The following is a 23,178-nucleotide window of genomic DNA, read 5'->3' as shown; positions in this document are numbered from 1 at the left end:
CAGTCAATCATCCTTCAATTTGTAGAACCGAATGGCAATCAAGAAATCCGACCTCTATTCTTCCCTCTGGGCCTCCTGTGACGAACTGCGCGGTGGCATGGAGCCGTCCGAGTACAAGGACTACGTGCTCTTCATGCTGTTCATCAAATACGTCAGCGACAAGTACGCTGGCGACGAAGATGCGCCGCTGGTCATCCCAGCCGGTGCCAGCTTCGAGGACATGAAGGCCCTGAAGGGCAAGCCGGACATCGGCGACCGGATCAATACACAGATCATCCAGCCGTTGATCGAGGCCAACAGCAGCAGCCTGTCGCACAGCGACTTCCCGGACTTCAACGACCCCAAGAAGCTGGGCGAGGGCAAGGACCGTCAGGACACGCTGACGAATCTGGTCGCCATCTTCGAAAACCCGAAGCTGGATTTCTCCGATAACCGCGCCGAGCACGACGACATCCTCGGCGATGCCTACGAGTACCTGATGCGCCACTTCGCCCAGGACTCGGGCAAGAGCAAGGGGCAGTTCTACACCCCGGCGGAAGTCAGCCGCACGATGGCCCAGCTGATCGGCATCGGCACGCACAACACCAACCGCCAGACCACGGCGTACGACCCCACCTGCGGCTCCGGTTCGCTGTTGCTGAAAGTGGCGGCCGAAGCAGGAAAGCAGATCACCCTCTACGGGCAGGAGATCTCGGCTACCACCGCCGGTCTGGCCCGCATGAACATGATCCTGCACAACTTCCCGGACGCCTCCGTGCAGTCGGGCAACACCTTGGCCGAACCGAAGTACAAGGACGGCGACCGGCTCAAGACCTTTGACTACGTGGTCGCCAATCCGCCGTTCTCGGACAAGGCCTGGAGCTCCGGGCTGACCCCGGACGGGGACCCGTTTCAGCGCTTTGGCTGGGGCGTGCCGCCGGCCAAGCAGGGGGATTACGCCTACTTGCTGCACATCGTCCGCAGCCTCTAGGCCAGCGGCAAGGGCGCCTGCATTCTGCCGCACGGCGTGTTGTTCCGTGGCAATGCCGAGGCCGCCATCCGCCGCAACCTGGTCGATAGCGGCTACCTGACTGGCATCGTCGGGCTGCCGGCCAACCTGTTCTACGGCACTGGCATCCCGGCCTGCATCCTGGTGATCGACAAGGACAACGCCAGCGCCCGCCGCGGCATCTTCATGATCGATGCCAGCAAGGGTTTCCTGAAGGACGGCAACAAGAACCGGCTGCGCGAGCAGGACATCCACCGCATCGTGGACACCTTCCGCAAGGCGCAGGATGTGCCCGGGTACGCGCGCATGGTCGGCTTCGACGAGATCCGCAGCGCGAAGAACGCCTATAACCTCAATCTGCCGCGCTACATCGACGCCAGCGCCGCCGAAGACCTGCAGGACATCGAAGGCCACCTGCTCGGTGGCATCCCGCAGCGCGATGTGGATGCGCTGCAGGCCTACTGGGAGAAGATGCCCAGGCTGCGGGAAACCGTGTTCCAAAGCGCAGGTCGCTCCGGCTATCTGCAGCTCAGGCTGCCGCAGGCGGAAGTGAAGCCGGCCCTCCTGGGCCACGCCGAGTTCAAGGCGTTTCAGGCCACCGCGACTGAACTGCATGCCCGCTGGTCCAAGGCGACTCGGCCAGACCTGACCGGCTTCGGCCAGGGCGGCCATCCCAAGCAGTTCATCCACACCGTGTCCGAAAGTCTGCTGGCCGCCTACGCCCAGGCACCGCTGCTGGACGCTTATGTCATCTACCAGCACCTGATGGACTACTGGGCGCAGACGATGCAGGACGATGCCTACCTGCTGTCTGCGGATGGCTGGAAGGTTGAGCCCGTGGTCGAAACCAACAAGAAGGGCAAGGCCAAGGGCTGGATCTGCGACCTGGTGCCAAAGCCGCTGATCGTGGCGCGCTACTTCGCGGCCGAGCAGAAAGCCGTGGGCGACGCCAGCGCCGCGCTGGACATCGCCAGTAGCGCGCTGGAGGCGTTGGAAGAAGAGCATGGCGGCGAAGACGGCTTGTTCGCCACCCTCGACAAGCTCAACGCGGCCGAGGTGAAGAAGCGCATCAAGCAGATCGGCAAGTCCAAGGACGACGCTGACGAACTGGTCGCGCTCAAGCAGTGGTCAACGCTGTCGGAGCATGAAGCGGAGTTGAAGAAGCAGCTCAAGGCGCTGGAGGCGGAGCTGGATGCCAAGGCCTTCGCCAAGTATCCGAAGCTCACGAAAGACGAAATCCAGACGCTGGTGGTCGACGACAAGTGGCTGGCGGCGCTGTCCTCTGCCCTACACGGCGAAGTGGAGCGGGTATCGCAGACGCTGACGCGGCGGGTGAAGGAACTGGCGGAGCGCTACGACACGCCGTTGCCGCAGTTGGCAGAGCAGGTGAAGGAACTTGAAGCCAAGGTGGCCGGGCATCTGGCGAAGATGGGGTTCGCGTGGAATTGAGGGCGGGCTATAAGCAGACCGAAGTGGGGTCTATTCTAGAAGAGTGGGATGCTGTTCTGGTCGGTGACTTTTTCACGTTCAAGAACGGACTGAACAAAGCAAAGCACTTCTTCGGGCATGGAACTCCAATCGTCAACTACATGGATGTCTTTGGCCGTACGGCCTTACATGTTGAAGAGCTGCGCGGCCGAGTTGAGGTCAGCAAGGCGGAGCTCAAGGCCTACGAAGTTTGCAGGGGAGACGTGTTCTTCACGAGAACCTCAGAGACTATCGATGAGATCGGTGTCGCGTCTGTGCTGCTCGGTGAAGCCGAGCAAACGGTTTTCAGTGGCTTTGTTCTACGGGCCCGCCCGACAGTAGATGCGTTGGTGGACGAGTTTAAGTCGTACTGCTTCTCGCCACGCTACTTCCGACAACAAGTGACCACTCGCGCAAGCTATACGACGCGGGCACTCATCAACGGGCGCTCTCTATCCGCGACTTTTCTTGCGAAACCGCCGAAGCCAGAGCAAATCGCCATCGCCACCGCCCTCAGCGACGTGGATGCGCTGTTAGGCGCGCAGGACGCGCTGATCGCCAAGAAACGCGCCATCAAGCAAGGCGCGATGCAGGAACTGCTCACCGGCAAGCGCCGCCTGCCGGGATTCAGTGGGGAGTGGGAGGTGAAGCAGCTCGGCCGTCTTCTGGAATCTCCTGTCACAGATGGACCGCATCTCACGCCAAAATTTATAGATCGTGGTGTCCCTTTCCTTTCGGTCAATAACTTGGTTGACGGCAAGATTGATTGGACTGATCTGCGCTACATCTCAGACGGCGATCATCGCGAGTTCTCAAGGAAGTGTCGGCCACGAAAGGGTGACATTTTGTTTGGTAAGGCTGCATCTGTTGGAATGGTTGCGTTAGTCGAGACAGAGATTGAGTTCAATATTTGGTCGCCGATTGCGCTCATTCGGGTAGCCCCACAATTATCGGCAAGATTCGTATATCGCCAGCTTCAAAGCGGGTTTGTTGAAAAGCAGGTTCTCTTGCTAACTAATTCATCTTCGCAGGGGAATATTGGAATGGGCGATATAGAGAGGCTGGAAATCGCGTATCCGAGGACTCGTGAGGAGCAGGTTGCTATCGCCGCGCTGCTAGACGATCTGGATTACGAAATCACCGCCCTCGAAACCCAACGCGCCAAAACCGCCCAGCTCAAGCAAGGCATGATGCAGGCACTGCTGACCGGCCGGATCCGGCTGGTCTAAGAGGGGAGATCAGGAGCCATGTCGGCCATCACACCGCTCTACCGCAGCATCCAGGACCTCCTGCAGGGCCGTTCGTTCGCCATCGACGAGTACCAGCGCGAGTACAAGTGGGAAAAAAAGAACATCGAGGACCTGCTGAACGACCTGCAGGCCAAGTTCTTCGCCCACTACCAGTCCGGTCATGAAACCAACGCGGTCAACGACTACGGCGAGTACTTTCTCGGATCCATCATAGTCAGTCAGCGCAGCGGCAAGAACTATCTGGTCGATGGCCAGCAGCGCACCACATCGCTGACCCTGCTGCTGATCTACCTCTACCGCGCCGCCAATGAGAAGAAACTGGGAGTGGCCGCTACTATGGCGCCGCTGATCTACAGCGATGACATGGGCGTGGCCAAGTTCAACCTGGACATCCCGGAGCGTCTGGACATCATCCGCGCGCTGTACGAGGGCAAGCCTTTCGTCCCCGACGACAAGGACGAATCCATCCAGACCATGCATGCCCGCTACCAGGAGATGGAGGCCAGCGGCCTAGTGGAGGAGCTGGGCGACGGCTTGCCGCATTTCATCTACTGGCTGATGCGCAAGGTCGGTCTGATCGAGATCGCCACCAATAATGATGCCTACGCTAACGTCATCTTCGAATCGATGAACGACCGCGGCAAGCCATTGGGCCCGATGGACATGCTCAAGGCCTACCTCCTGGCGCCAATCACAGATGCGGCCAAGCGCTCCGAGGTGAATGCCGCGTGGCGCAGTCAGGTTCTGGACCTGATCACCGTGAACCAGGAACACCAGCACGACCGTGACGGCGAGTTCATGCGCGACTGGCTGCGTGCACAGTATGCCGAGAGTATCCGCGAGCGCGTGGCCAATGCCACGGAGAAGGACTGGGAGCTGGTCGGCAACATGTTCCACCGCTGGGTGCGGGATAACCACGCTCGGTTGGGACTGGGAAAGGCCGATGCCAATGCTGGCTTCGTCAAGGACAGCTTCCGGTTTTTTTCCAAAACCTGGTTGCTGATCCAGCAGGTCAGCGCGACTTACACGCCCGGTCTTGAGGCCATCTACTACAACGCACGCAACGGCCTGACCTTGCAGAACACCGTGCTGCTCGCGCCGCTGGTCGAGGCGGACGACCCGCAGACTGTCCGGCGCAAGCTGGCGGTGACGGCGACCTATCTGGATATCTGGATGATGCGGCGCAAGGTCAACTACATCCGCACCGGCTATTCGGCGATCTACTACGCGATGCACCTGCTGAACCGGAAGATTCGCCGCAAGAGTCTGGAGGAGCTCGTGCAACTACTGCGCAACGAGCTGGTCAATGACGACGTGACCATGCAGGGCAGTGCGACCCAGAAGTGGCGCAAGGGGCTCGCCGGCTTCGGACTGAATCAGCACAGCAAGTCGTACATCTACCATCTGCTGGCGCGGGTGACGGCCTTCACCGAGCTGCAATCGGGGCGCGGCGACAACTTCCCGTCCCTGATGGACCGCTCAACGAGGAATCCATACGACATCGAACACATCTTCGCCGACGATTTTGGCAAGTACGCTGACATGTTCTCGAGCGAGCAGGAGTTCGAGGACGTTCGCGACAATGTCGCCTCGTTGCTGCTGCTCCCGCAAGACGTCAACCGCAGCCTCCAGGCCAAGCCTTTCACCGACAAGCGGACGATCTACGCGCAACAGAATTTCTACGCGGCCAGCCTGAGCGAAGCGATCTACGAACACCAGCCGAAGTTCCGGCAGTTCAGAGAAAAGCATCAGCTGCCGTTCGAAGCCTATGCGGACTTCACCAGGGTGGAACAGGGCAAGCGAGGCACGCTGTTGATGGCGCTCGCGGAAGCGATTTGGTCGCCCGCCAGGCTGGAGGCAGCCGCCAATGCCTAGCCGCCCTCGCGCCGAGCGCACCACCCAGAACCGGGTCGTCGAACTGTTCACAGACAAGACGCGCGTAGATTGCCTGGGCTACGACTATCTGGGGGACTGGGGTAGGCGCGAGGTCAATCGCTCCATTGAGCCCGAGTATCTTTCAGCTAATCTGAAGAAGCGCGGCTATTCCGACGCGCAGATATCCGAGGCGCTACGCCAACTGCTGGCCGCCGCCGAGATCAGCGCCAACACTCTCTACGACGCCAATCTCAAGACCTACAGCCTGCTGCGTTACGGCGCCGACGTGCAGACGGCCCTTGGCGAGCCAATCCGCAAGGTTCACTTCATTGACTGGACCAGTCCGGACAAGAACGACTTTGCCCTGGCCGAGGAAGTCACGTTACGCGGTGACTTGGTACGTCGTCCTGACATCGTGTTGTACATCAACGGCATCGCCATCGCCGTCATCGAGCTTAAGCGCAGCAGCCGGGACATGGCCGAAGGCATCCGCCAGCTGATCAGCAACCAGGAGAAGCAGTTCAACGAAGGCTTCTTCAGCACGGCGCAGTTGTTGCTAGCGGGCAGTGATTCCCAAGGGATCTACTACGGCACAGTCGGCAGCCTTGAGGAGTTCTACGTCCGGTGGAAGGATGAGGCTGGGTTAGCGAGTGGCGAAGCAGGCGTCCTTCTGGACCGCCCACTGGCGCAGCTGTTCGACAAGGCGCGCCTCCTGGATTTCCTTTACAACTTTGTGATCTTCGATGGCGGTATCAAGAAGGTGCCGCGTCAGCACCAGTACGCCGGCATCAAGGCGGCGCAGGAGCGCACTGGCAAGCGCGAAGGCGGCGTTATCTGGCACACCCAGGGGAGCGGAAAGAGCATCCTGATGGTGCTGCTGGCAAAATGGCTGCTGGAAGACGATCCGACTGCACGCATCCTGGTCATCACCGATCGCGATGAACTTGACGAGCAGATCAGCCGGGTGCTGAAGAACGCCGGACTCGATTCGTCGCGCGTGACATCCCGCGCCGACCTGGTGGATAAACTTGGTGCGACGACGCCAAGGCTGTTGTGCGCGCTGCTCCACAAGTTCGATACCACGGACCTTGCAGGCCTGCCGCCACCAGTGCACGGCCGCTTTTACGTGTTCGTGGACGAAGCCCACCGCACGCAGGGCGGCGACATGAACAAGCAGATGAAGCGCTGGCTGGGCGATGCCATCTTCATCGGCTTCACCGGCACGCCGCTGCTGCGCAAGGACAAGCAGACCACCCACGAAGTTTTCGGAACCTATATCCACACCTACAAGTTTCCTGAGGCGGTGGCTGACAAGGTGGTCTTGGACCTCAGGTACGAAGCACGCGAGGTGCCGCAGGAACTGGGCAGCAAGGCGAAGATCAAGGACTACTTCGACAAGAAGACGAAGCACCTGAACAAGTTCCAGCAAGCCGCCTTGCGCAAGCGTTGGGCCACGATGGAGGAGCTGCTCAGTTCCAAAGAGCGCAAGGACCGGATCATCAACAGCATTCTGGAGGATTTCGACACGCGCCGCCGCCTCAACGACGGCCGCGGCACCGCAATCCTCGTGGCGGACGAGATCTACGACGCTTGCCACTACTTCCGGCTTTTCCAGAACACGGAGTTCGGCAAGCACGTCGGCGTCATCACGTCGTTCGAGCCCGACAGGTCCCAGTACTCGAAGGAGCCGGCCGGCAGCGATTACCGCTACAAGTACGATACGTACAAGGATTGGGTTCTGGATGGGTTCGACAGCACCGACAAGTACGAAACCGAGATGAAGCGGCGCTTCAAGGACGAGCCGGCCAACTGCAAGCTGTTGATCGTGGTCAGCAAGTTGCTGACGGGATTCGACGCGCCCAGCTGCAGCTACATCTATCTGGATCGCAACCTCCGCGACCACGACCTGTTCCAGGCGATCTGCCGTACCAACCGTCTCGATGGAGACGACAAGGACTTCGGCTTTATCGTCGATTTCAAGGAACTGTACGGCAAGGTGCAGGAAGCCATTTCCGTCTACAGTTCCGATCAGCTGGAGGTAGATTCAAGGGATGGCCAGGATGGCAATGTCACGTTGAAGAACTGGATTGCTGAAGGCACCAGGAAGCTGGAGGAAAGCCGGGAAGCGCTGCTGCACTTGTGCGAGCCGGTTCTAGCGCCGCGGGATCTGGAGCAGTTCATCGGCTACTTCTGCGGTGAGTCGCAGGACGCCGAAGCGCTGGAGCAGTCCGAGCCGCTGCGCATTTCCTTCTACAAGCTGGTCACGGCCTTTGTGCGGGCCTGGGCGGATATCGGAAGCGAGCTGGCGAGTACCGGCTACGACGACGCCAAAATTGCGCGGCTTGAGAAAGAAGTCGCCTTCTACGCCGAGATGCGCGCCGCCATAAAGAATCATTCCGGAGAGGAATTCGACGTCAAGCCCTTCGAGGGTGACATGCGCGATCTCCTCAACCGTTACGTAAAGGCCGACGACGCCCGTGCGCTCGGTGACATGGGCGACCTGTCACTGGTCGACCTGATCGTCAAGACCGGTATCCACGATGCCATCGCGCAGAAGCTGAATGCCAAGGGCGCCAGCAACAAGGCCGTGGCCGAGGGGATTATCAATAACGTCCGCAAGGCCATCATCCAGGAACGGTTGACCGACCCGCGTTTTTTCACGGAGATGGCCAGCCTGCTGGAGGATTTGATCCAGCAGTCGCATGACGACGCGAAGGACTACGAAGAGTTCCTGAAGCAGGCCGAGGCGTTGGCCAGGAAACTGGCTGCGCATGCGTCTGGTGGTGAGCAGGCGCCGGAGGCGCTGCATGGCCGACCCGAGGCGATCGTAGTTTACCGAAACCTGCCGGATATCCTGGCCAGGCCCGTCGACGCCAAGCATGTTGCCCAGGTCGCCACCTTGCATGAAAGCGAGCTGATCAGCAAGGCAGTGCAGATCGATACTGCAATGCGTGAAAGTGTTCCGGCCGACTGGAAGGGCAACCAAATCAAGGAGCAGGTCGTGCGGAGCACCTTGCTTGGGCTGGTCGATGGCGACCGTGCTGCGATGTTGCGGTTGTTCGAGCTGGTCAAGAACCAGGCCGGATACCGCTGATGGACACCTTGCAGCTGGGCGACATCGAAATCGCGGTGACGCGCAAGGATGTCAAGCACGTCCACTTGTCTGTACACCCGCCGGAAGGAAGGGTGACCTTGGTCGCACCCTCTCACACCCGCTTGGACGTGCTGAGGGCCTATGCCATTACCCGGCTTTCGTGGATCCGGAAGCAGCAGACGGCGTTCCATGCCCAGGTGCGCGAGGCACCAAGGCGCCACGTGACCCGGGAGAGCCACTACCTCTGGGGCCAACGCTATCTGCTCGATGTCCAATACGTGGACGCCAAGCCTGGCGTTCGCCAGGACCACAAGCGCATCACCCTCATGGTTCGTCCCGGGAGTGGTGACGCGAAGCGCGCGGACGTGATGCACGAGTGGCACAAGGCGCAGTTGCATGCGGTCCTTCCCGACCTCATCCGTGCCTGGGAGCCTCGGATCGGCGTGAAGGTGCGTGCCTACTACCTGCAACGCATGAAGACGCGCTGGGGCAGCTGCAACCATGCCCGCGGCCACATCCGTTTGAACACAGAACTGGTCAAGAAGCCCAGGCACCTGCTGGAGTACGTGCTGGTGCACGAAATGGCCCATTTGATCGCGCCGACGCACGACGAGCGCTTCATATCACTGTTGGATGAGCACTTTCCGCGATGGCGTGAAGCGCGGGCAGAGCTCAACAGGCTTCCGCTGGCGGACGTCTGATCTCGCCGAGGCAAGAGCGGCGGCACGTGCCGATAAAAGGCCCGCAGCGTCTTGTCGACAATCACGTCTCATCGGATGGATGGTGCCGCCTACAATGCGTGATCCGTCCTGACGAGTCAGACCTAGATGGCACGACTGCTTCCCTCCGATCTCTCGCCCCAGGACTTCGAGAATGCGTCCGAATGGCCAACGGCCGAGGCGTTGGGTCAAGGGTTGCCGGACAGTTGGGTGGTCATACACGGCTGTCACTGGACGCTCCCGACCCGGCGCCGACTCATGCAGGGTGAAATCGACTTTGTCGTCATTTCACCGGCCGGTGCAGTCGTGCTGATCGAGCAGAAGAACGGCTCGGTCGAGTACGAAGGCGGGGAGCTGAGCAAGGCGTACGGCGGCCAGACCAAGTCGGTCAGCAAGCAGATGGCGCGCAACCGTGAGAGCTTCCTGCGCAAGCTTCACCGCGGTCGCGTCCCGCCGCCGACGGGCTGCATCAGCGTGGGCTACTTTCCGGATGTTCGCATCAAGGATGTGCAGGACATTGCGCTGGACGACTGCTGCCTGGTCGACCAGGGGCGAGCCGATCGATTGCCCCGTGTCATCGAGGAGCTGATTGGCGGCGGGGAGCCAGAACCAGGGAAGGTTGCCGCAATCGTCTCCTTCCTCGAAGGCGCCTTGGACCTGGTGCCCAGCCTGCACGGCCACCGCACCCTGGCCGACCGCATGCGCATCCAGCTGTCCGGGCCCATGCGCGTGGTGCTGGAGAACTTCGAGATGCAGCCGATGCGCCTGCGCATCGAGGCCTGCGCCGGCTCGGGAAAGTCGGAACTCCTGCGGGTGCTCGCCCGTCGCTCCGTGGCGGCCGGCAGGCGCACCTTGCTGACCTGTTTCAATCGGCCACTCGCGGACCTGCATCGGAACGGTCTGCCCGGGGCCACGGTGGAGACCTGGTTTTCCCTGCGCCGCAACCTGGCCGAAGCGCTGGGTATCGAGCTGCGATTCCCGGAAAAGGCCGATTGGGTGTTCTGGAGACAGCTCGAGGAGGAGACGACGGAGGCGCTTGGGAGGCTTGAATGGCCCGCAGAGTTCCTCTACGACAGCATCTTCGTCGATGAAGGCCAGGATCTTGCGGACGAAGACATCGACCAGCTACTCAAGCTCTTGGCGCCCGACGGTGACTTTGTATGGGTGGGCGACCCGGAGCAGGACCTGATGGAACGCGCTGCCGGGCGTCACCGCGGTCATGCCGTACTGCGCGTGCTGGACAACTACCGCACGCCGACGCGCCTGGCTGCCGAGTTGGCCGATGTGGCGCCAAGCGGCGTCCGCTTCCTCAACCCGGCTGAAGGTTCCGGGCTTGAGGTCCGCCAGCTGCGCGGTGGCGAGCAGGACCTGACGGAAGCGTTGGAGCGGGAGATCGCCCAACTGCTGCGGAAGGGGCTGGACCTGTCGGACCTGATGGTCATCGGCATGCAGGGCACCAGCGGCCTCAAGCCCTTGGGTGACTCCATCGGCCCCTATTCGCTCCGGCGCTTTACTGGTGGCTATACGCTCGAGGGCGAGCAGGTCATGACGTCGGGATCCCTGCTGGCCGAGAGCGTGGCGCGCGCGAAGGGAAAGCAGTGCGCGCATGCGCTGGTGCTGGGCGGCAACGCTTCGAGCATGGGCGAGCCGGAATGGCGCCGTGCCCTGTATGTGGCGCTGACCCGGGCCACCGTGGGCGCCACGCTGTTTGTCGACATGAGCCGCTGAGGCGATCGGAATATCCGGTCATGCGCACTAGTCGCAGCTTGTGCGACGCCCCGGTTGCATGATGTGCATCTGCCGCGGAACGCCCCATTCCATCTTCCAGTCAGTCGCGAAAATAGTACTCGCGTACCAGCAACATTGCAGTTAGAGTGCGCGCCGCAAATTCACCACCGCCGGTTTAAAGCAATAACTTCCAGGGCGGTCCCCAAATCCTGGTAAAGCATTCGTCCTTCGGCACGGATGGGAGGCAAGTCCTTCCACTCCCCGCACGAAGCGTTGATCTGAGCATCCACCTGATCCTGCGGGCATGTCTGCCGGACCACCACTGATCCGATCCCGTACTCGACAGCTTGCTGTCGTCGACGCCACGTCGCGCCTTTCAGCGCCGTGGCCGCTGCGCGGCCTCACCTCAGATCAACTTTTCGCCTGGAGGATTGACCATGGTTGCTTCCGTCGCTGCGTCGCGTTCCGCTTCCCCCCGCCGTTCCACCAACCCGACCGCGCTGCTGCGCCGCGGCTTTCTCGGGGCCCATGCCTGCGCCCAAGTCTTACTTGCCCACGGAGTGTCGGCCCACTCCCGCCGTGCGTATCCCACGGTGTTGCTGACCTACGCCGCCGTCAATGTGCAGCTGCGCGAGGCTGTGGAAGTGGCCATGTTCCATCCGACGCTGGAGACCCTGCGCGATACGTTTGCAGCGGCCGACGCCGTGCTCGCCGCGGCCAAGCGCGCCACGCGGTCGATGGTGGCGGCGCGTTCGGTGAACCTGGCGGCCTGGTCGCTGGCCATGGCCGGGCTGCGTGCGGGCATCGAGGAGCTCGAGGAGGGCCTGGAGGTCATCGCCCTGCTGCCGCCGTCGGCGCCGGACTATCCCGAAGAGGACTGAAAGCCCGTCTTGCGGTGTCCATTTCTGAGGGGGGAGAGGGAATGACGTTTGAAGAGCTGATGACCGCGCAGGCGGCGCACGACGTGCAGACCAGGTTGCCCTCTGTAGAGGTCAGGCGCTGGGTGGTGCGTGCGCTTGCGGCCACGCTGCGCGTGGCGGTGGCGGGTGGCGAAGCGGAGAGCGTGCTGGCGTTGCGTGCCTGCCGGGCCCTGCTTCAGCGCTTTGTCGGCATCGGTGGCGATGTTGATGCCGGGGACATCGATGTCGGCAGGTCACTGGCCGCCTGCGACATGCAGTCGCGGCGGCTCGATGAGGAGCTGCGTGCGCTCGGCACCCCGGCCACCGAGGTGCTTGCCGATGGACTCGCGAAGGCGCTGCGGTTCACTGCCGCCGAGCGCGCGCTGGTATCACTGGGCCTGCACGCCAATGTCCATCCGGAGCTGCAGCGCGCCATCGACCTGGGCGGTGAAGTGGATGACGACGGCGCGGCCCAGCTGTTTGCGCTCATGCTGGACCTGGAAGAACGCGAGGTGCTGTCAGCGTTCCATCGCGACAATCCGCTGCGTCGAACCAACGGCTTCGAACTGCGCCACGGCTGCAGCAGGCCCTTCATGTTCATCCGCTTCAACCCGTCGGTGGTCGCGGTGTTGCGCGGGGCCGAAGCCACGGTCGAGGCCATTCTCGGGCAGTTCTTTCGCCCTGCGCCGCCGGCGCGGCTGAAGCTCGAGGATTTCGACCACGCCGCCAGCGATGTCGTGTTGCTGAAGCGCTATCTCTCACAGGTGTTCGCGTCGAACCGCCGCGGGGCCAATGTCCTGCTGCACGGTGCACCGGGGACGGGCAAGACCGAACTTGTGCGGGCGCTTGCCGGCGCGCTGGAGGCCCAGCTGATGGAGGTGCCTGCGGTCGACGAGGACAAGGACCCGCTGTCGCCGATGCACAGGCTGACCAGCTACAGCGCCTGCCAGGAAGTGCTGCGCCACCAGCCGCTCACGATGATGCTGTTCGATGAGGTGGAGGATGTGTTTCCCGACGACGGTGACGATGCGTTTCCGGGACGTCGCCGCAGTTCGCCACGTGACCGCAACAAGGGCTGGGTGACGGGCGTGCTCGAGGACAACGCGCGGCCGACGTTCTGGGTGAGCAATTCGGTGCGCCAGATCGATCCGGCCTATCTGCGCCGCTTCGACATGGTCATCGAGCTGGCCACGCCCAGCCGCGCAGGGCGGGGCAGGTTGATTGCCCAGCTGTTCGCCGACCTGCCGGTGCCGGAGCGCGTGCTGCACAGGCTGGGCGGCGAGTCGGCCCTGACGCCCGGTCATCTGGAGCGCCTGGCGGCGGTGTTGCGCACGTTGGCGCCGGTCGATGAGGCGGACGGCGCGGCCTTGCTGCAGTCGCTGACGCTGCAGACGATGAAAGCGCTGGACGCAAGCCCGCAGGCCGGCTCGCGCGACAACGCCATGCCGTACCGCGCCGATTGCGTGAATGCCGATGTGGACCTGCAGAGCCTGGCCCTGGGCCTGGCGGGCCAGCCTTCCGCCCGGCTGTGCCTGCACGGGCCTTCGGGTACCGGCAAGACGGAGTGGGCGCGGCAACTGGCCGCCTCGCTGGGACGGCCGCTGCACGTCAAGCGCATCTCGGAGCTGAAGGGGATGTACGTCGGCCAGACCGAGCAGTTGATTGCCGCGGCCTTCCGCGACGCCGAAGCTGCTGGCGCGGCGCTGCTGATTGACGAGGCGGACAGCCTGCTCGGCAACCGCGAGCGTGCGTCACAGCAGTGGGAGGTGAGCATGGTCAACGAGATGCTCACCTGCATGGAGCGCTTCGAGGGTGTGTTCATGGCCACCACCAACCGTGTCGATGCGATGGACGTGGCCAGCGCGCGCCGCTTCGATTTCAAGGTGGGCTTTGATTACCTGGCACCCGCGCAGGTGCGCGTGCTGTTCGCCGACCTGTTGCAGGCACTCGATGTCGAGGTACCCACGCAGCTGCCCGCGCACCTGGACGCGCTCAGGGCTCTGACCCCGGGCGACTTCGTGAACGTGTACCGGCAGGCGCGGCTGCTGCCGGAATCCCGGGAACCGGCGCGTCTGCAGGCCATGCTCGAGCGCGAGCAGTCTGGCAAGGCAGCGCATCTGCCGACCCGGCGCATTGGCTTCCTGTAACTCCAGCCAAAGGGCATACCATGCAAATCCAGTCTGAGATTCCCACCACTGTTTCGGAACGTTCTCCGCTCGAGTACTTCCATGGCCTGTATATCAAGGACGCTGCCGCGTTTGGCGGTGCCACGGCTTTCTGCTGGTCTATCTGGATGGAGAAGGCGAGGCAGACGAAGTCCGAACTGTGGTGAAAGCCATCAGTACGGCATTGGATGGGGTGAGCGCGCTCAAGGCCATCGACTTTGAGGCGGGCAATGCAAGTCTGGTCGGTCTGTGCGAACTCCTCTGGGCTGGTTCGCTGGACGACCTGCGGAGCGGTGTTGAACTGTTCGAGCGCGGCCTCCAGGACGACTACTACCAGAACGTATTCGGCGACGAGCGGGGCATGGGCGATTCGGAATTGGACGACTTCGGCCATCACCTGACCCACTACAGCGGATGACGACCATGCGACGAAACAAGGCCTGCGACAGCCTTCTTATCGTGGCGCTCTTGCTCATGTCCTGCGGCCCGGTGATGGCCGCCAGTGCGAAGGTCGCCCAGCCTTCGTTACTGTCCAATCCGACGGACAATCCGCACCTGCAGGTCGGCATGCAGGCAATCGCCTCGGGGCTGAGGATCCTTACGGTCTCCGTTGACGTCGGCCAGGCCTCGGATTTGCCACAGCGCATCAATCACGTGCACTTTGGCATGTCGCTCAGTGGCTGGAGCTTCATTGCCAAAGACGTCCTGACCCACCAAGGGAGCAGCTCGACCGTGCTGCTGACCTACGGGCGGCGCATGCCATGACATGCAAGCAATCATATGTTCTTGAACTTGAAACCATGCCGGGAGAGGAACAATGGCAAGCTGGGAAGTGACGATGGGTGGCAAGGGCGGCGGCACCGCGACGTTCAAGGTCGTAGTACACGCCGGTACGCCTGACCAGGCCCGACGCGCGGCCGAGGCACAGAATCCGGAGTACAGCGCGCAAGCCGTGCGCCGGTTGTACTAGCGCGGGATTGGACGATTGCCAGGGAGGCGACATGTACCGACTGAATATTGATGGTGATCTGCCAATGGCAGATCTGATGGAGGCGCGAATGCGCGCGCTGGGCCTGACGAATGCGCAGCTGGCGCGGCGAATGGGCTACGTCTCGACGGTCGCCAAGGGCATCCGCCACATCGAGGCCATGCTGGCAGGTGACCTTAAAGAGTCACGGGGATTGGCCTGCAAGCTGGCGGCGGCGCTCGAAGTGGACGAGGGTGTCGTCTTCGACGCAATCGAAGATAGCCGTTACGTGCAGTGGGCGCGCGATGATCGCGGTTATCGGCAGGCTTTCCAGCCGCATGTCGTTTGGGAGACCACCTTGTCCATTCCCAGTCCGATTACGATCGCTGGGGTGGTGAATGCGAGGAGCCGCCTGTTCTGGTACCCGGATCCGGACAGTGCTGAAACCATCGTCCAGCAAGCTGTGGCGGCCATGCCGGAAGGCGTGGTGTGTTACGGGCGAGTCGTGGGCTTCTGCGTCAACTACAGCCCCGATCACGCGGTGCAGTTCGACCGCCAGGCGGTCCCCTTGGAAACCCTGGGCCACGCTGTCCGGCCCGGATTCAGTCGCGCCTCGCTGGGTGGTCGTCCGCTCGCGCCGAAGGATCTCTAGAGGATCGAGACGCCCAGAAATCCTTCCGATCAACCCGAAGCTACGGAGATAGTGATGGTCCAGGTGGTGTTGCTTGCAAATACGTGACCGTACGAGACGGTGTGATCAAGGGCCGTGACAGGTCTTGTAGTGCTCGAATGAAATGATGGAACAAAAGCACAGGGGAAGGATATTGGACTTCGATTGCAAGGTCGTCGCAAAGCGCGGTGCTGGGCTGGAAGGGCTCAAGCCCGTACTGCGGAGCTGGACAGAGAGAACCTACGACTTCTGTAGGCTTCACGCGTTCGAGGACAACCCTTGGTGGTACAACGAGAGAGCGTCGTTGAGTGTCCTTGCCGCTGCTGCGTGGAGCCTGAAGGGCTGGTGCGCGCTAGAGGAGTACTCGACCACCAAACGGGGAGTTGTGCCGTCCGAAAAAGTGGAGGAGGGCAGCACCAAGCGCGGCAGGTGTGATCTTTGGCTGGGTAACCGGACCGGATATGCGTTGGAGGCCAAACAAGCTTGGCAGTCCATCGGCGTTCGTGCGCGGGGTCTGAGTCCAATCGTTTGGGCGGCGCATGAGCGGGCATGGAACGATGCGGGGGCACTGACCGCTGACGAGGCGCACAAGCGCGTCGCCGCCGTATTTGTTAGTCCTTACATCGCACTGTCTGAAGTTGCGCTCGAGCACCCGCGTGGTGGGAGGCAGGTGGATCGCGCGAAGCTGAAGCAAAAGGTCACTGACTGGCTCGGTTGCCTCGATCTGGCGAGCAGACCAGAGATTCATGCATATGCCTGGGTCTTCCCGTTGCGCACTGACGGGTACGCACACGTCAAGACGAAGTGTGTTTTCCCGGGCAGCCTCCTCCTCCTGAGTGAGCGCAAGAGGGGCAATCGACGAACCTGACGCGGGTCACTACTCCAGCGAGGCGCCCTCGCTGGAGAATTTGTCACTTGTCGCGGCGGACGGCGTCAAATGAGCGGGATGTCCAGCAGCGGAGCCAAGATTTCCTTGCGCCCCCGCAATCCACGCCGCCACCTCCACGGGATCCCACTTAGCCCATACCGCGCCCCCGCCACCCCACCCGCGATCGCCGCGGTGGTATCCGTGTCGTTCCCAAACGCCACCGCCCGACGAACGCAGCTCTCGAAATCATCCGTCTCAACGATCGCCGCCCGCGCTGACCACAGCGAGTCAACAACGTAGCCCGTGCCCTTGCACTGCGTGCTGTGCACGGGGTCGAGCACCAGCTCGACTTCGGCCGGCAGCATCGCCAGCGCAGCCGTCAGCCCCCGGAGGGTCGCAACGGCCTCGTCCCACGCATCGTCCGTGCCCGCGAACGTGCGCCGCACCCACAGGCAGTACAGCGCGCAAGCGATCTGCGAGCGGGCGTGGCCATGTGTCGGGAGCGACTGCCGCATGGCAAGGCGGCAGAGCTCGTCGTCCGGTCCTGTGTGCCAGAGCGCGATCGGCAACACCCGCATCAGCGAGCCATTGCCGTTGTCACGCTCGCCGGCAGGTCCCGCCGACTCGGGCGGTACGCCTGCGCGGAGCCGGTCGAGCGCCCGGCTGGTCTGGATCCCGATGTCGAAGACATCGCCATCGACGGCGCAGTAGCCCTCGTCGCGCCAGCGCAGCAGGCCTTCGGCGAAATGGTCGAGGTCCAGCCCGCCGCACTCGAGCAGGCTGTACGAAAGTACCAGCGCCTGCGCGCCATCGTCACTCCACGTGCCGGGTGCTACGCGCGAATGTGCGCGTCGGAATCCCGCAGGCGGCTCGAACTCGATCTTCTCCGCCGGCGGTAAAGCCTGCGGCGGATTGAACTCGTAGGGCACGCCCAGCGCATCGCCGACGAGCAGGCCGGCAAGACTCCCGGCGATGCGGTTGCGGCGGTGCTGCTTCAGCGCCGCCGTCTTCTCTGATCCCTGCATCGCTCCCCCCGGGCGAGTGTGTGCAGCTAGTCTCGCAGTGCCCGATACGCATGCCAACTCGCATGCCCAAGCACCGGGTAGATCACCACCAGCCCCAGCAACGCGGTTCCGATGCCGATCGCCGTGAGCACAACGATCAGCATCGCCCACGCGGCGCTTGCGATCGGGTGCCGTGCCACGGCGTGCAGGCTGGCGCGCATCGCGTCGCCGGCGCGCACGTGCTTGTCGAGCATCAGCGGCACGGCGATGACCGAGATGCCAAAGCTCAGCAGCGCCAGCACGCCGCCCATCGCGGCCCATGCGAACCACTGGCCGGGGGACATCATCGGGAGCGCGCTGTCCCACAGCGTGCGTTCGACATCGGGAGCGACCGGACCCGTGGTCGCGGTCAGCACCAGGGTGGAGAGCAGAAGCCACACGGCGGCAAACGCCAGCAGGGTGATGGCGAAGTGCTCCAGCGCAGACCGGTTGCGGGCAAGTCCGAGCAGCGAGCTGTCGAAGGTCGGTGTTTCGCCGGCCTCCATGGCGCGCGAGGCTTCGATCAATCCCGCGCCCAGGATCGGTCCGAGCAGCAGGAAGCCGGATACCGCCGCGGCGATGAAGTACGGGTGGTTGCCCAAGGCGAAGACCAGCCAACCCATCACCGTCACCATCAGCCCGTAGGCGATGCCCACAGAAGGTGCGCGACGGAAATCACGAATCCCCAGCGACACCCAGTGCACTGGTTCGAAGAAGGAGATGTGTTCGGCCCCGTGGCCCGGATGCGAGGGCAAAGCGCCCGAATGCATGGTCGTCATGGCGTCCTCCTGATAGGAAGGTACGTATCCCCGGTGGTTGGTGCTTCGCCCGGAGCGGGCGACGGGGGTGCCTTGTCGATGGCGATTTTACCACCATTGCCCATGGCCAGCGCGTGGCGTGGAGTGGTGCCCTGGCGCCGCGCCGCGCTAGGCTCGGGCGCATGGAGCCCAGGGTGAATGAAGTGCTGGAGGCCTACGCCCGCGCCCAGCTCGAGCGCGCCATCGACTGCCTCGCCTGGTCCGGGCGACGCCGGCACCGCGGCGTCCACCAGGCGCGCAAGTCCTTGCGGCGTGTACGCGCCACGCTCGCGCTGGCCGGCGACGCGCTCGGCCCGGACCTGGCCGCGATCGATGCGGAGGTCCGGCAGGTCAACGTGTCGCTGTCGCAGCTGCGCGATGCGCAGGCGCTGGTCGAGGTGCTCGAGCGCCTTGCGAAGCACGTGCACGGAGCCGAAGCCGTGGCCTTGCTGGTATCGGCGCGGCGGGCCGCGATCCTGCGGCGGATGCGGCTCGTGCGCGCCCACCTTCGCGGGGATCCCGGATTGCAGGGCCGCCGCGATCAGCTGGCCGCACTCGGGCCCCGGATCGGCATGTTGGACTGGGCCAGCCTGACGGCGACGCAGGTCGAGTGCGCCCTGGAGCGTTCGACCCGACGTGCAGCCAAGGCAGGTCGTAGCGCGGTCAAGGGTGGCAGCGATGAGCGCTGGCACCGCTGGCGGCGGCGGGTCCGGCGGCTTGGGCAGCAGATCCGCGCGGCGGGCTCCGCGACGCTGTCGACCGACCCGCACACGAAGAAACTCGCCGGCCTGCTGGGCCACGCGCAGGACCTGACGCTGCTGGCGAAGCACTGCGGCGAAGACTCACCGTTTGCCCCGGCAGACCGGCGCGCACTGGACCGGTTTGCGCGCCGGCAGGGGAAGCGCGCGCGGAAGGACATCCAGGCGTATGTAGCCCGCCACGGCGGGCGGCCACTGGCGACGTGGGGCGCGGCTGCCACGGGCACCTGAATCGGGTCCCCTGGCCGTGAGCCGGCTCCTCTCTCGTTGCCAACGACAGGGGCCACCGAAGGAGGAGTCGATGAACGCAATCCAACGTAGGCTCGCCGCGGGTCTGCTGGTGCTCGTGACGCCCATCGCAGTGGCGCAGCGCGCTGCGGACCAGGCTGCGTCCAAGCCGGCAACGCCGGCCACACCGGAGCAGGCCGAAAAAGAACGTGCCGGGAGCGCGGCGGAAGAGGGGCGGATGCGGAGCGAGATCGACCGCTCGGTGGACGCCATCCGTACTTTTTCGGCCGAGCGACGCGCCGAGGCGCTGGCCAACGCAAGGCGCGGAGCGGAAGAGCTTGACCGGCAGATCCAGCGGCTCGACGCGCAGTTGGCCCGGGATCGGGAACGGATGGGCCAGTCGGCGCGGACGCGCGCGGAGGCGACGATGGCCGACCTGCGGCAACGGCGCAACACGCTGGCCGAATGGTACGGCGGGCTGCGCCATGCGGCGGCCGCTTCATGGAGCGAGGTCCGCAGCGGGTTCGTGAAGACCTACCACGAGCTGTCCGACACCTTGGGCAAGGCCCGGGGCGAACTCAAGCGGGACGATGCGCCCGCCCGGGACGCTCCGCCGCCAGTGGAAGAGGAGCCGGACGACCAGGGCAGGCCCTGAGCGCGACTCAGCGCGCCGCGCCAGCCGCTTCAGGCCCGGTCAAATCCACGTCATACGAACCGAACACCTCGCGCGCCGTGCGGGTTTCCGGAAGGATATAGACCACGCCGTTGCTGTGGCTGAAGGCGGGGCTCACCACGCCTTCGTAGAACGCCACCGCCACGTTGATGCAGCCGTAGGAGATGCGGTTGTCATCGGGACTTTCGCTCTGCAGCCGCTCGGCGCGTCGCTCCGCCGGCGTGCCTTTGGCGACGCGATGCAGCGCGAGCGCGGAATCGTAGTCGATCCACAGGATCTCCTGGCCCTTGAGGTCCGGCGCCAGCGAAGCGACGAAGCGACCCGCCGGTGTCGTGCGCTCCTGCGGCGTGACCGCGGAGAGCTTGCGCTCGCCGAGGCCTGCGGCCGTGCCGTCGCCGCGCTCCATGCCCAGCAGTGCCGGTCCATCGCCCTGCAGTTGGCCGTCGCGATCGAACACGAACACCCGTGCCGCGGCCTTGTCGACCACCATGTACGGCATGCCGGCGTTGTCGCCGGAATGCAAGGCCCAGTGCGCGACATGTCGGGTTTGCGCCGACGCGCTCGCGTCCTTGAAGTCGGCAAGCCGCGGCGCACTGCCGTTGGCCCAAGCGGTGCCCGGCAGCACCACCAGCAGCAGGCAGGCGCCCGCAAGGCGGGCTCCTGCATGCATCGCGTTGCGCGTTGCCGTCGGCACGCGCGAATCCAGATCCGCCATGGCTAGTTGCGGTACGGCTTGGGCACGCGCACCGGCGCCACGTACACGGGCACTTCGACCGGCGGCGTCACCACCAGGGTCTGCGTGGGCTTTTCGTCGGTGACGCCCGGCGTCGGGTTGTCCGGCGGCGCCAGCGGCAGGCGCGGGCGCGGGGTGGGCGCGAAGATCGGCTCGCGCGTCGGCGGCGGCACCAGCGGGGTATCCGGTGGCGGAACCGTCGGCGGTGGCGTGGTCGGGGGCGGCGTCGTCGGCGGCGGAGTGGTGGGCGGCGGCGTGGTCGGCGCGGGCGTGATGGTGCCCGTGGTGTGCGCCGCCACCGTGCCGCAGCAGTTCACCGCCAGCGCGTACGCGTCGGCATTCGCGCCGCCCAGCGTGTAGCCACTGTAGGTGATGCCACCGGTGCCCTCTTCCGGACTGTCGAAGTTGGCCACGGCGTCGGGGCCGGCCACCAGGATCACGCCATCGGGGTTGCCTTTCAGGCCGGTAAGCGTGGTGGCCGTGGTGCCGTCGTAGGGCCGGTCGCCGCCGGTGGCGAACACCAGCATGTACTGCCGCAGCGCAGCGCCTTCGGTGAGGGTGAACCTGGTGGAGTAGTCGGTGGGCGCGGTGTAGGACACGGGGTTGTAGTAGATCGCAACCGGTGCGGCGGTCACCGTGGCCGGCGGCGCGAGCGAATCGAACACGACCGTACCGCCCTCGATGCCGGGGCCGGTGCCGTCCGTGTCGGCGCTGAGCGTGAGGCCGCGCGCCAGGCCGAGGCTTCGCGTGGGGTCGTCGGTGCCGCGGGTGAGGGTGATCGCACCCGCCACGTTGACGTCGTTGGCCGCGCACATCATCAGGTTGCCGTCGGTCACGGTGATGTCGGCGAACTGGTTGACGTCGCGCCCGGCGGCAAGCAGCACGCTGCCATTGGTGGTGGTGATGGCGGCATTGACGTTGACGTCCTGGCCGCAGCACACGGCGAGGTTGCCGTTGGTGGCGGTGATGGCCGCATTGATGTCGACGTTGCGGTTGGCGGTGAGGGTGAGCGTTGTGGGTGCACCGCTCGCCGTCCAGCTGACCGCGTCGTTGACGAAGATGTCGCCGTTGCCCGTGCCGCCGCCGATGGTGCTGATTTCGACGTTGGTGGTCACCAGCTGTGCCGACAGCGTGGAGCCGGCGATGTTGTCGCCGGGCGCGCTGCCGATGGTGAAGTCCTGCGGATCGATCAGCCAGCGGCCGGTCTGGCCGAGCGGGGCGGCGGTGGTCACGTGCACGCCGCCGTCGACGTTGACGGTCGCCGCCGACGTTTCGATGAAACCGCCGTTGCCGCCGCCGGGCGCGCTGGCATCCAGCGTGCCGCCGAGGTTCACGGTGCCGCTCTGCATGTCGCCCAGCAGCACGATGGTGCCGCCGCGGTTGCCGATCGACTGCGCCTGGATGACGCCGGTGTTGTTGACAGTGGTGTGCAGCAGGTTGCCCGCGGCCTGCGCGGTCATCAGCACGCGGCCGCCATCGGCACGGATCATCCCGCCGTTCTCGGCGAGCGCGTTGACCGCGCCGGTCGACATTGCGACGTTCAACAGCCCGTCGCCCGCGACGTCGAGCGTGACCGCCTCGCCCGCGGCCAGGGCCACCGTGCCCAGGCGGGCGACGATCACGCCCTGGTTGCTCACGCGCTGGCCCATCAGTGCCACGTGCCCGCCGTCGCGGGCGGTGATGCTGCCCTGGTTGACCACCGCGCCGTCGCCGGCGTTGCCGAAGGCGTGGTTGCCGGCCTGGAAGTCGGCATCGCCGAGGCGCATGGTCGTGGCCACCAGGCCGCCGACGTTCACCGACGCGCCCTGGCCGAACAGGATGCCGTTCGGGTTGAGCAGAAACACCCGGCCGTTGGACGACAGGTTGCCGAGGATCACCGACGGATCGGAGCCCAGCACGCGGTTCAGCGCAATGGAGTCGACGCCCGGCTGCACGAACCGCACCGACTCGCCCGCGGCGATGCCGAAGTCCTGCCAGTTGATCGACACCTTCTGGGTCGTCTGGGTGATGACCGTGCTTCCGCCCTGCTGGTCGATGGTCGCAGCGCCGGTGGTCACCACGCCGCCGGAAGGTGGCGCCGCGTGCGCCGAGGTGGCCAGTGCCAGCAGCACCGCGCCCGAGAGTGCGTGGAGGCTCATGGCGCCGAGGCCGCGGCCGGCGACGGGGCGACGGGCGCGTACAGGGGTGGCGCGCGGGGCCTGGGTGGAAGCGTGGGCAACGTACATGTCGGATCCTTCGAATGTGGGGTGGGGCAGG

General features: G+C 64.3%; 18 protein-coding genes and 1 pseudogene. 15 read left to right on the top strand and 4 right to left on the bottom strand.

Annotation, left to right across the window (positions count from 1 at the left end):
* The first annotated feature begins 31 nt into the window (after positions 1 to 31).
* The 13 genes and pseudogenes from JGR64_RS12510 (at position 32) to JGR64_RS12455 (ending at position 16,690) form a co-directional block, all read left to right on the top strand.
* Positions 32 to 2,437 (top strand): annotated as a pseudogene (locus JGR64_RS12510) (N-6 DNA methylase).
* Positions 2,428 to 3,684: a restriction endonuclease subunit S gene (locus JGR64_RS12505; RefSeq protein WP_199373760.1), complete on the top strand. Its 1,257-nt coding sequence runs from the start codon at positions 2,428 to 2,430 to the stop codon at positions 3,682 to 3,684. The pseudogene JGR64_RS12510 and the gene JGR64_RS12505 overlap by 10 nt, the downstream one beginning before the upstream one ends.
* A gap of 18 nt (positions 3,685 to 3,702) precedes the next feature.
* On the top strand, positions 3,703 to 5,580 hold the full coding sequence (locus JGR64_RS12500; RefSeq protein ID WP_199373758.1) for a DUF262 domain-containing protein: 1,878 nt from the start codon (positions 3,703 to 3,705) through the stop codon (positions 5,578 to 5,580).
* Positions 5,573 to 8,674: an HsdR family type I site-specific deoxyribonuclease gene (locus JGR64_RS12495; protein WP_199373756.1), complete on the top strand. Its 3,102-nt coding sequence runs from the start codon at positions 5,573 to 5,575 to the stop codon at positions 8,672 to 8,674. Before JGR64_RS12500 ends, JGR64_RS12495 begins: the two co-directional genes overlap by 8 nt.
* Positions 8,674 to 9,375 (top strand): SprT family zinc-dependent metalloprotease, encoded by a 702-nt coding sequence (locus JGR64_RS12490; protein WP_199373755.1) that lies wholly within the window; start codon positions 8,674 to 8,676, stop codon positions 9,373 to 9,375. Before JGR64_RS12495 ends, JGR64_RS12490 begins: the two co-directional genes overlap by 1 nt.
* Before the next feature lie 126 nt (positions 9,376 to 9,501).
* The gene (locus JGR64_RS12485) at positions 9,502 to 11,121 is read left to right on the top strand and encodes a nuclease-related domain-containing DEAD/DEAH box helicase (RefSeq protein ID WP_199373754.1); all 1,620 of its coding nucleotides are present in this window, start codon (positions 9,502 to 9,504) and stop codon (positions 11,119 to 11,121) included.
* Between the two features lie 593 nt (positions 11,122 to 11,714).
* A complete protein-coding gene (locus JGR64_RS12480) occupies positions 11,715 to 12,002 on the top strand; it encodes a hypothetical protein (RefSeq protein ID WP_199373753.1) in 288 nt (95 codons plus the stop codon).
* A 41-nt stretch (positions 12,003 to 12,043) separates the two neighbouring features.
* A complete protein-coding gene (locus tag JGR64_RS12475) occupies positions 12,044 to 14,167 on the top strand; it encodes an AAA family ATPase (RefSeq protein WP_199373752.1) in 2,124 nt (707 codons plus the stop codon).
* Positions 14,168 to 14,348: 181 nt separating this feature from the next.
* Positions 14,349 to 14,603: a hypothetical protein gene (locus JGR64_RS12470; protein WP_199373751.1), complete on the top strand. Its 255-nt coding sequence runs from the start codon at positions 14,349 to 14,351 to the stop codon at positions 14,601 to 14,603.
* Positions 14,604 to 14,608: 5 nt separating this feature from the next.
* On the top strand, positions 14,609 to 14,950 hold the full coding sequence (locus JGR64_RS12465; RefSeq protein WP_199373750.1) for a hypothetical protein: 342 nt from the start codon (positions 14,609 to 14,611) through the stop codon (positions 14,948 to 14,950).
* Positions 14,951 to 15,002: 52 nt separating this feature from the next.
* Complete coding sequence (locus tag JGR64_RS13935; protein ID WP_199392064.1) at positions 15,003 to 15,155, top strand: hypothetical protein; 153 nt, start codon at positions 15,003 to 15,005, stop codon at positions 15,153 to 15,155.
* Between the two features lie 31 nt (positions 15,156 to 15,186).
* Positions 15,187 to 15,804, top strand: a complete 618-nt coding sequence (locus tag JGR64_RS12460; protein WP_199373748.1) for a hypothetical protein — start codon at positions 15,187 to 15,189, stop codon at positions 15,802 to 15,804.
* A gap of 145 nt (positions 15,805 to 15,949) precedes the next feature.
* The gene (locus JGR64_RS12455; protein ID WP_199373746.1) at positions 15,950 to 16,690 is read left to right on the top strand and encodes a hypothetical protein; all 741 of its coding nucleotides are present in this window, start codon (positions 15,950 to 15,952) and stop codon (positions 16,688 to 16,690) included.
* A gap of 65 nt (positions 16,691 to 16,755) precedes the next feature.
* Here JGR64_RS12455 and JGR64_RS12450 read toward each other — a convergent pair whose 3' ends face one another.
* Positions 16,756 to 17,715 carry an ADP-ribosylglycohydrolase family protein gene (locus JGR64_RS12450; protein ID WP_199373744.1) on the bottom strand — a complete coding sequence of 320 codons (960 nt, stop codon included), beginning with the start codon at positions 17,713 to 17,715 and terminating at the stop codon, positions 16,756 to 16,758.
* Positions 17,716 to 17,741: 26 nt separating this feature from the next.
* Complete coding sequence (locus JGR64_RS12445) at positions 17,742 to 18,512, bottom strand: DUF2189 domain-containing protein (RefSeq protein WP_199373742.1); 771 nt, start codon at positions 18,510 to 18,512, stop codon at positions 17,742 to 17,744.
* A 173-nt stretch (positions 18,513 to 18,685) separates the two neighbouring features.
* On the opposite strand from JGR64_RS12445, the gene JGR64_RS12440 reads away from it, so the two are divergent.
* Together JGR64_RS12440 and JGR64_RS12435 are read left to right on the top strand one after the other, a co-directional pair.
* Entirely contained in the window at positions 18,686 to 19,519 is an 834-nt protein-coding gene (locus tag JGR64_RS12440) for a CHAD domain-containing protein (RefSeq protein ID WP_199373740.1), read from the top strand.
* A 70-nt stretch (positions 19,520 to 19,589) separates the two neighbouring features.
* The gene (locus JGR64_RS12435; RefSeq protein WP_199373738.1) at positions 19,590 to 20,171 is read left to right on the top strand and encodes a hypothetical protein; all 582 of its coding nucleotides are present in this window, start codon (positions 19,590 to 19,592) and stop codon (positions 20,169 to 20,171) included.
* A 7-nt stretch (positions 20,172 to 20,178) separates the two neighbouring features.
* Here JGR64_RS12435 and JGR64_RS12430 read toward each other — a convergent pair whose 3' ends face one another.
* Both JGR64_RS12430 and JGR64_RS12425 read right to left on the bottom strand, forming a co-directional pair.
* Positions 20,179 to 20,859: a L,D-transpeptidase gene (locus tag JGR64_RS12430; RefSeq protein WP_234446958.1), complete on the bottom strand. Its 681-nt coding sequence runs from the start codon at positions 20,857 to 20,859 to the stop codon at positions 20,179 to 20,181.
* Positions 20,860 to 20,906: 47 nt separating this feature from the next.
* The gene (locus JGR64_RS12425) at positions 20,907 to 23,060 is read right to left on the bottom strand and encodes a filamentous hemagglutinin N-terminal domain-containing protein (protein ID WP_234446957.1); all 2,154 of its coding nucleotides are present in this window, start codon (positions 23,058 to 23,060) and stop codon (positions 20,907 to 20,909) included.
* Positions 23,061 to 23,178 lie beyond the last annotated feature (118 nt).

Origin of the sequence: Luteimonas sp. MC1572, from assembly GCF_016615815.1 — a bacterium.
Classification (GTDB): Bacteria; Pseudomonadota; Gammaproteobacteria; order Xanthomonadales; family Xanthomonadaceae; genus Luteimonas.
The sequence above is the reverse complement of the archived record's forward strand: the minus strand, read 5'-3'. Positions and strand labels throughout refer to the sequence as shown.

What these genes read in the sequence shown, in the direction of transcription:
- JGR64_RS12500 (WP_199373758.1), top strand. Translation starts at nt 3,703, where the DNA reads ATGTCGGCCATCACACCGCTCTACCGCAGCATCCAGGACCTCCTGCAG.
- JGR64_RS12495 (WP_199373756.1), top strand. Translation starts at nt 5,573, where the DNA reads ATGCCTAGCCGCCCTCGCGCCGAGCGCACCACCCAGAACCGGGTCGTC.
- JGR64_RS12490 (WP_199373755.1), top strand. Translation starts at nt 8,674, where the DNA reads ATGGACACCTTGCAGCTGGGCGACATCGAAATCGCGGTGACGCGCAAG.
- JGR64_RS12485 (WP_199373754.1), top strand. Translation starts at nt 9,502, where the DNA reads ATGGCACGACTGCTTCCCTCCGATCTCTCGCCCCAGGACTTCGAGAAT.
- JGR64_RS12475 (WP_199373752.1), top strand. Translation starts at nt 12,044, where the DNA reads ATGACGTTTGAAGAGCTGATGACCGCGCAGGCGGCGCACGACGTGCAG.
- JGR64_RS12465 (WP_199373750.1), top strand. Translation starts at nt 14,609, where the DNA reads ATGCGACGAAACAAGGCCTGCGACAGCCTTCTTATCGTGGCGCTCTTG.
- JGR64_RS13935 (WP_199392064.1), top strand. Translation starts at nt 15,003, where the DNA reads ATGGCAAGCTGGGAAGTGACGATGGGTGGCAAGGGCGGCGGCACCGCG.
- JGR64_RS12460 (WP_199373748.1), top strand. Translation starts at nt 15,187, where the DNA reads ATGTACCGACTGAATATTGATGGTGATCTGCCAATGGCAGATCTGATG.
- JGR64_RS12455 (WP_199373746.1), top strand. Translation starts at nt 15,950, where the DNA reads ATGGAACAAAAGCACAGGGGAAGGATATTGGACTTCGATTGCAAGGTC.
- JGR64_RS12450 (WP_199373744.1), bottom strand. Translation starts at nt 17,715, where the DNA reads ATGCAGGGATCAGAGAAGACGGCGGCGCTGAAGCAGCACCGCCGCAAC.
- JGR64_RS12445 (WP_199373742.1), bottom strand. Translation starts at nt 18,512, where the DNA reads ATGACGACCATGCATTCGGGCGCTTTGCCCTCGCATCCGGGCCACGGG.
- JGR64_RS12435 (WP_199373738.1), top strand. Translation starts at nt 19,590, where the DNA reads ATGAACGCAATCCAACGTAGGCTCGCCGCGGGTCTGCTGGTGCTCGTG.
- JGR64_RS12430 (WP_234446958.1), bottom strand. Translation starts at nt 20,859, where the DNA reads ATGCATGCAGGAGCCCGCCTTGCGGGCGCCTGCCTGCTGCTGGTGGTG.
- JGR64_RS12425 (WP_234446957.1), bottom strand. Translation starts at nt 23,060, where the DNA reads ATGAGCCTCCACGCACTCTCGGGCGCGGTGCTGCTGGCACTGGCCACC.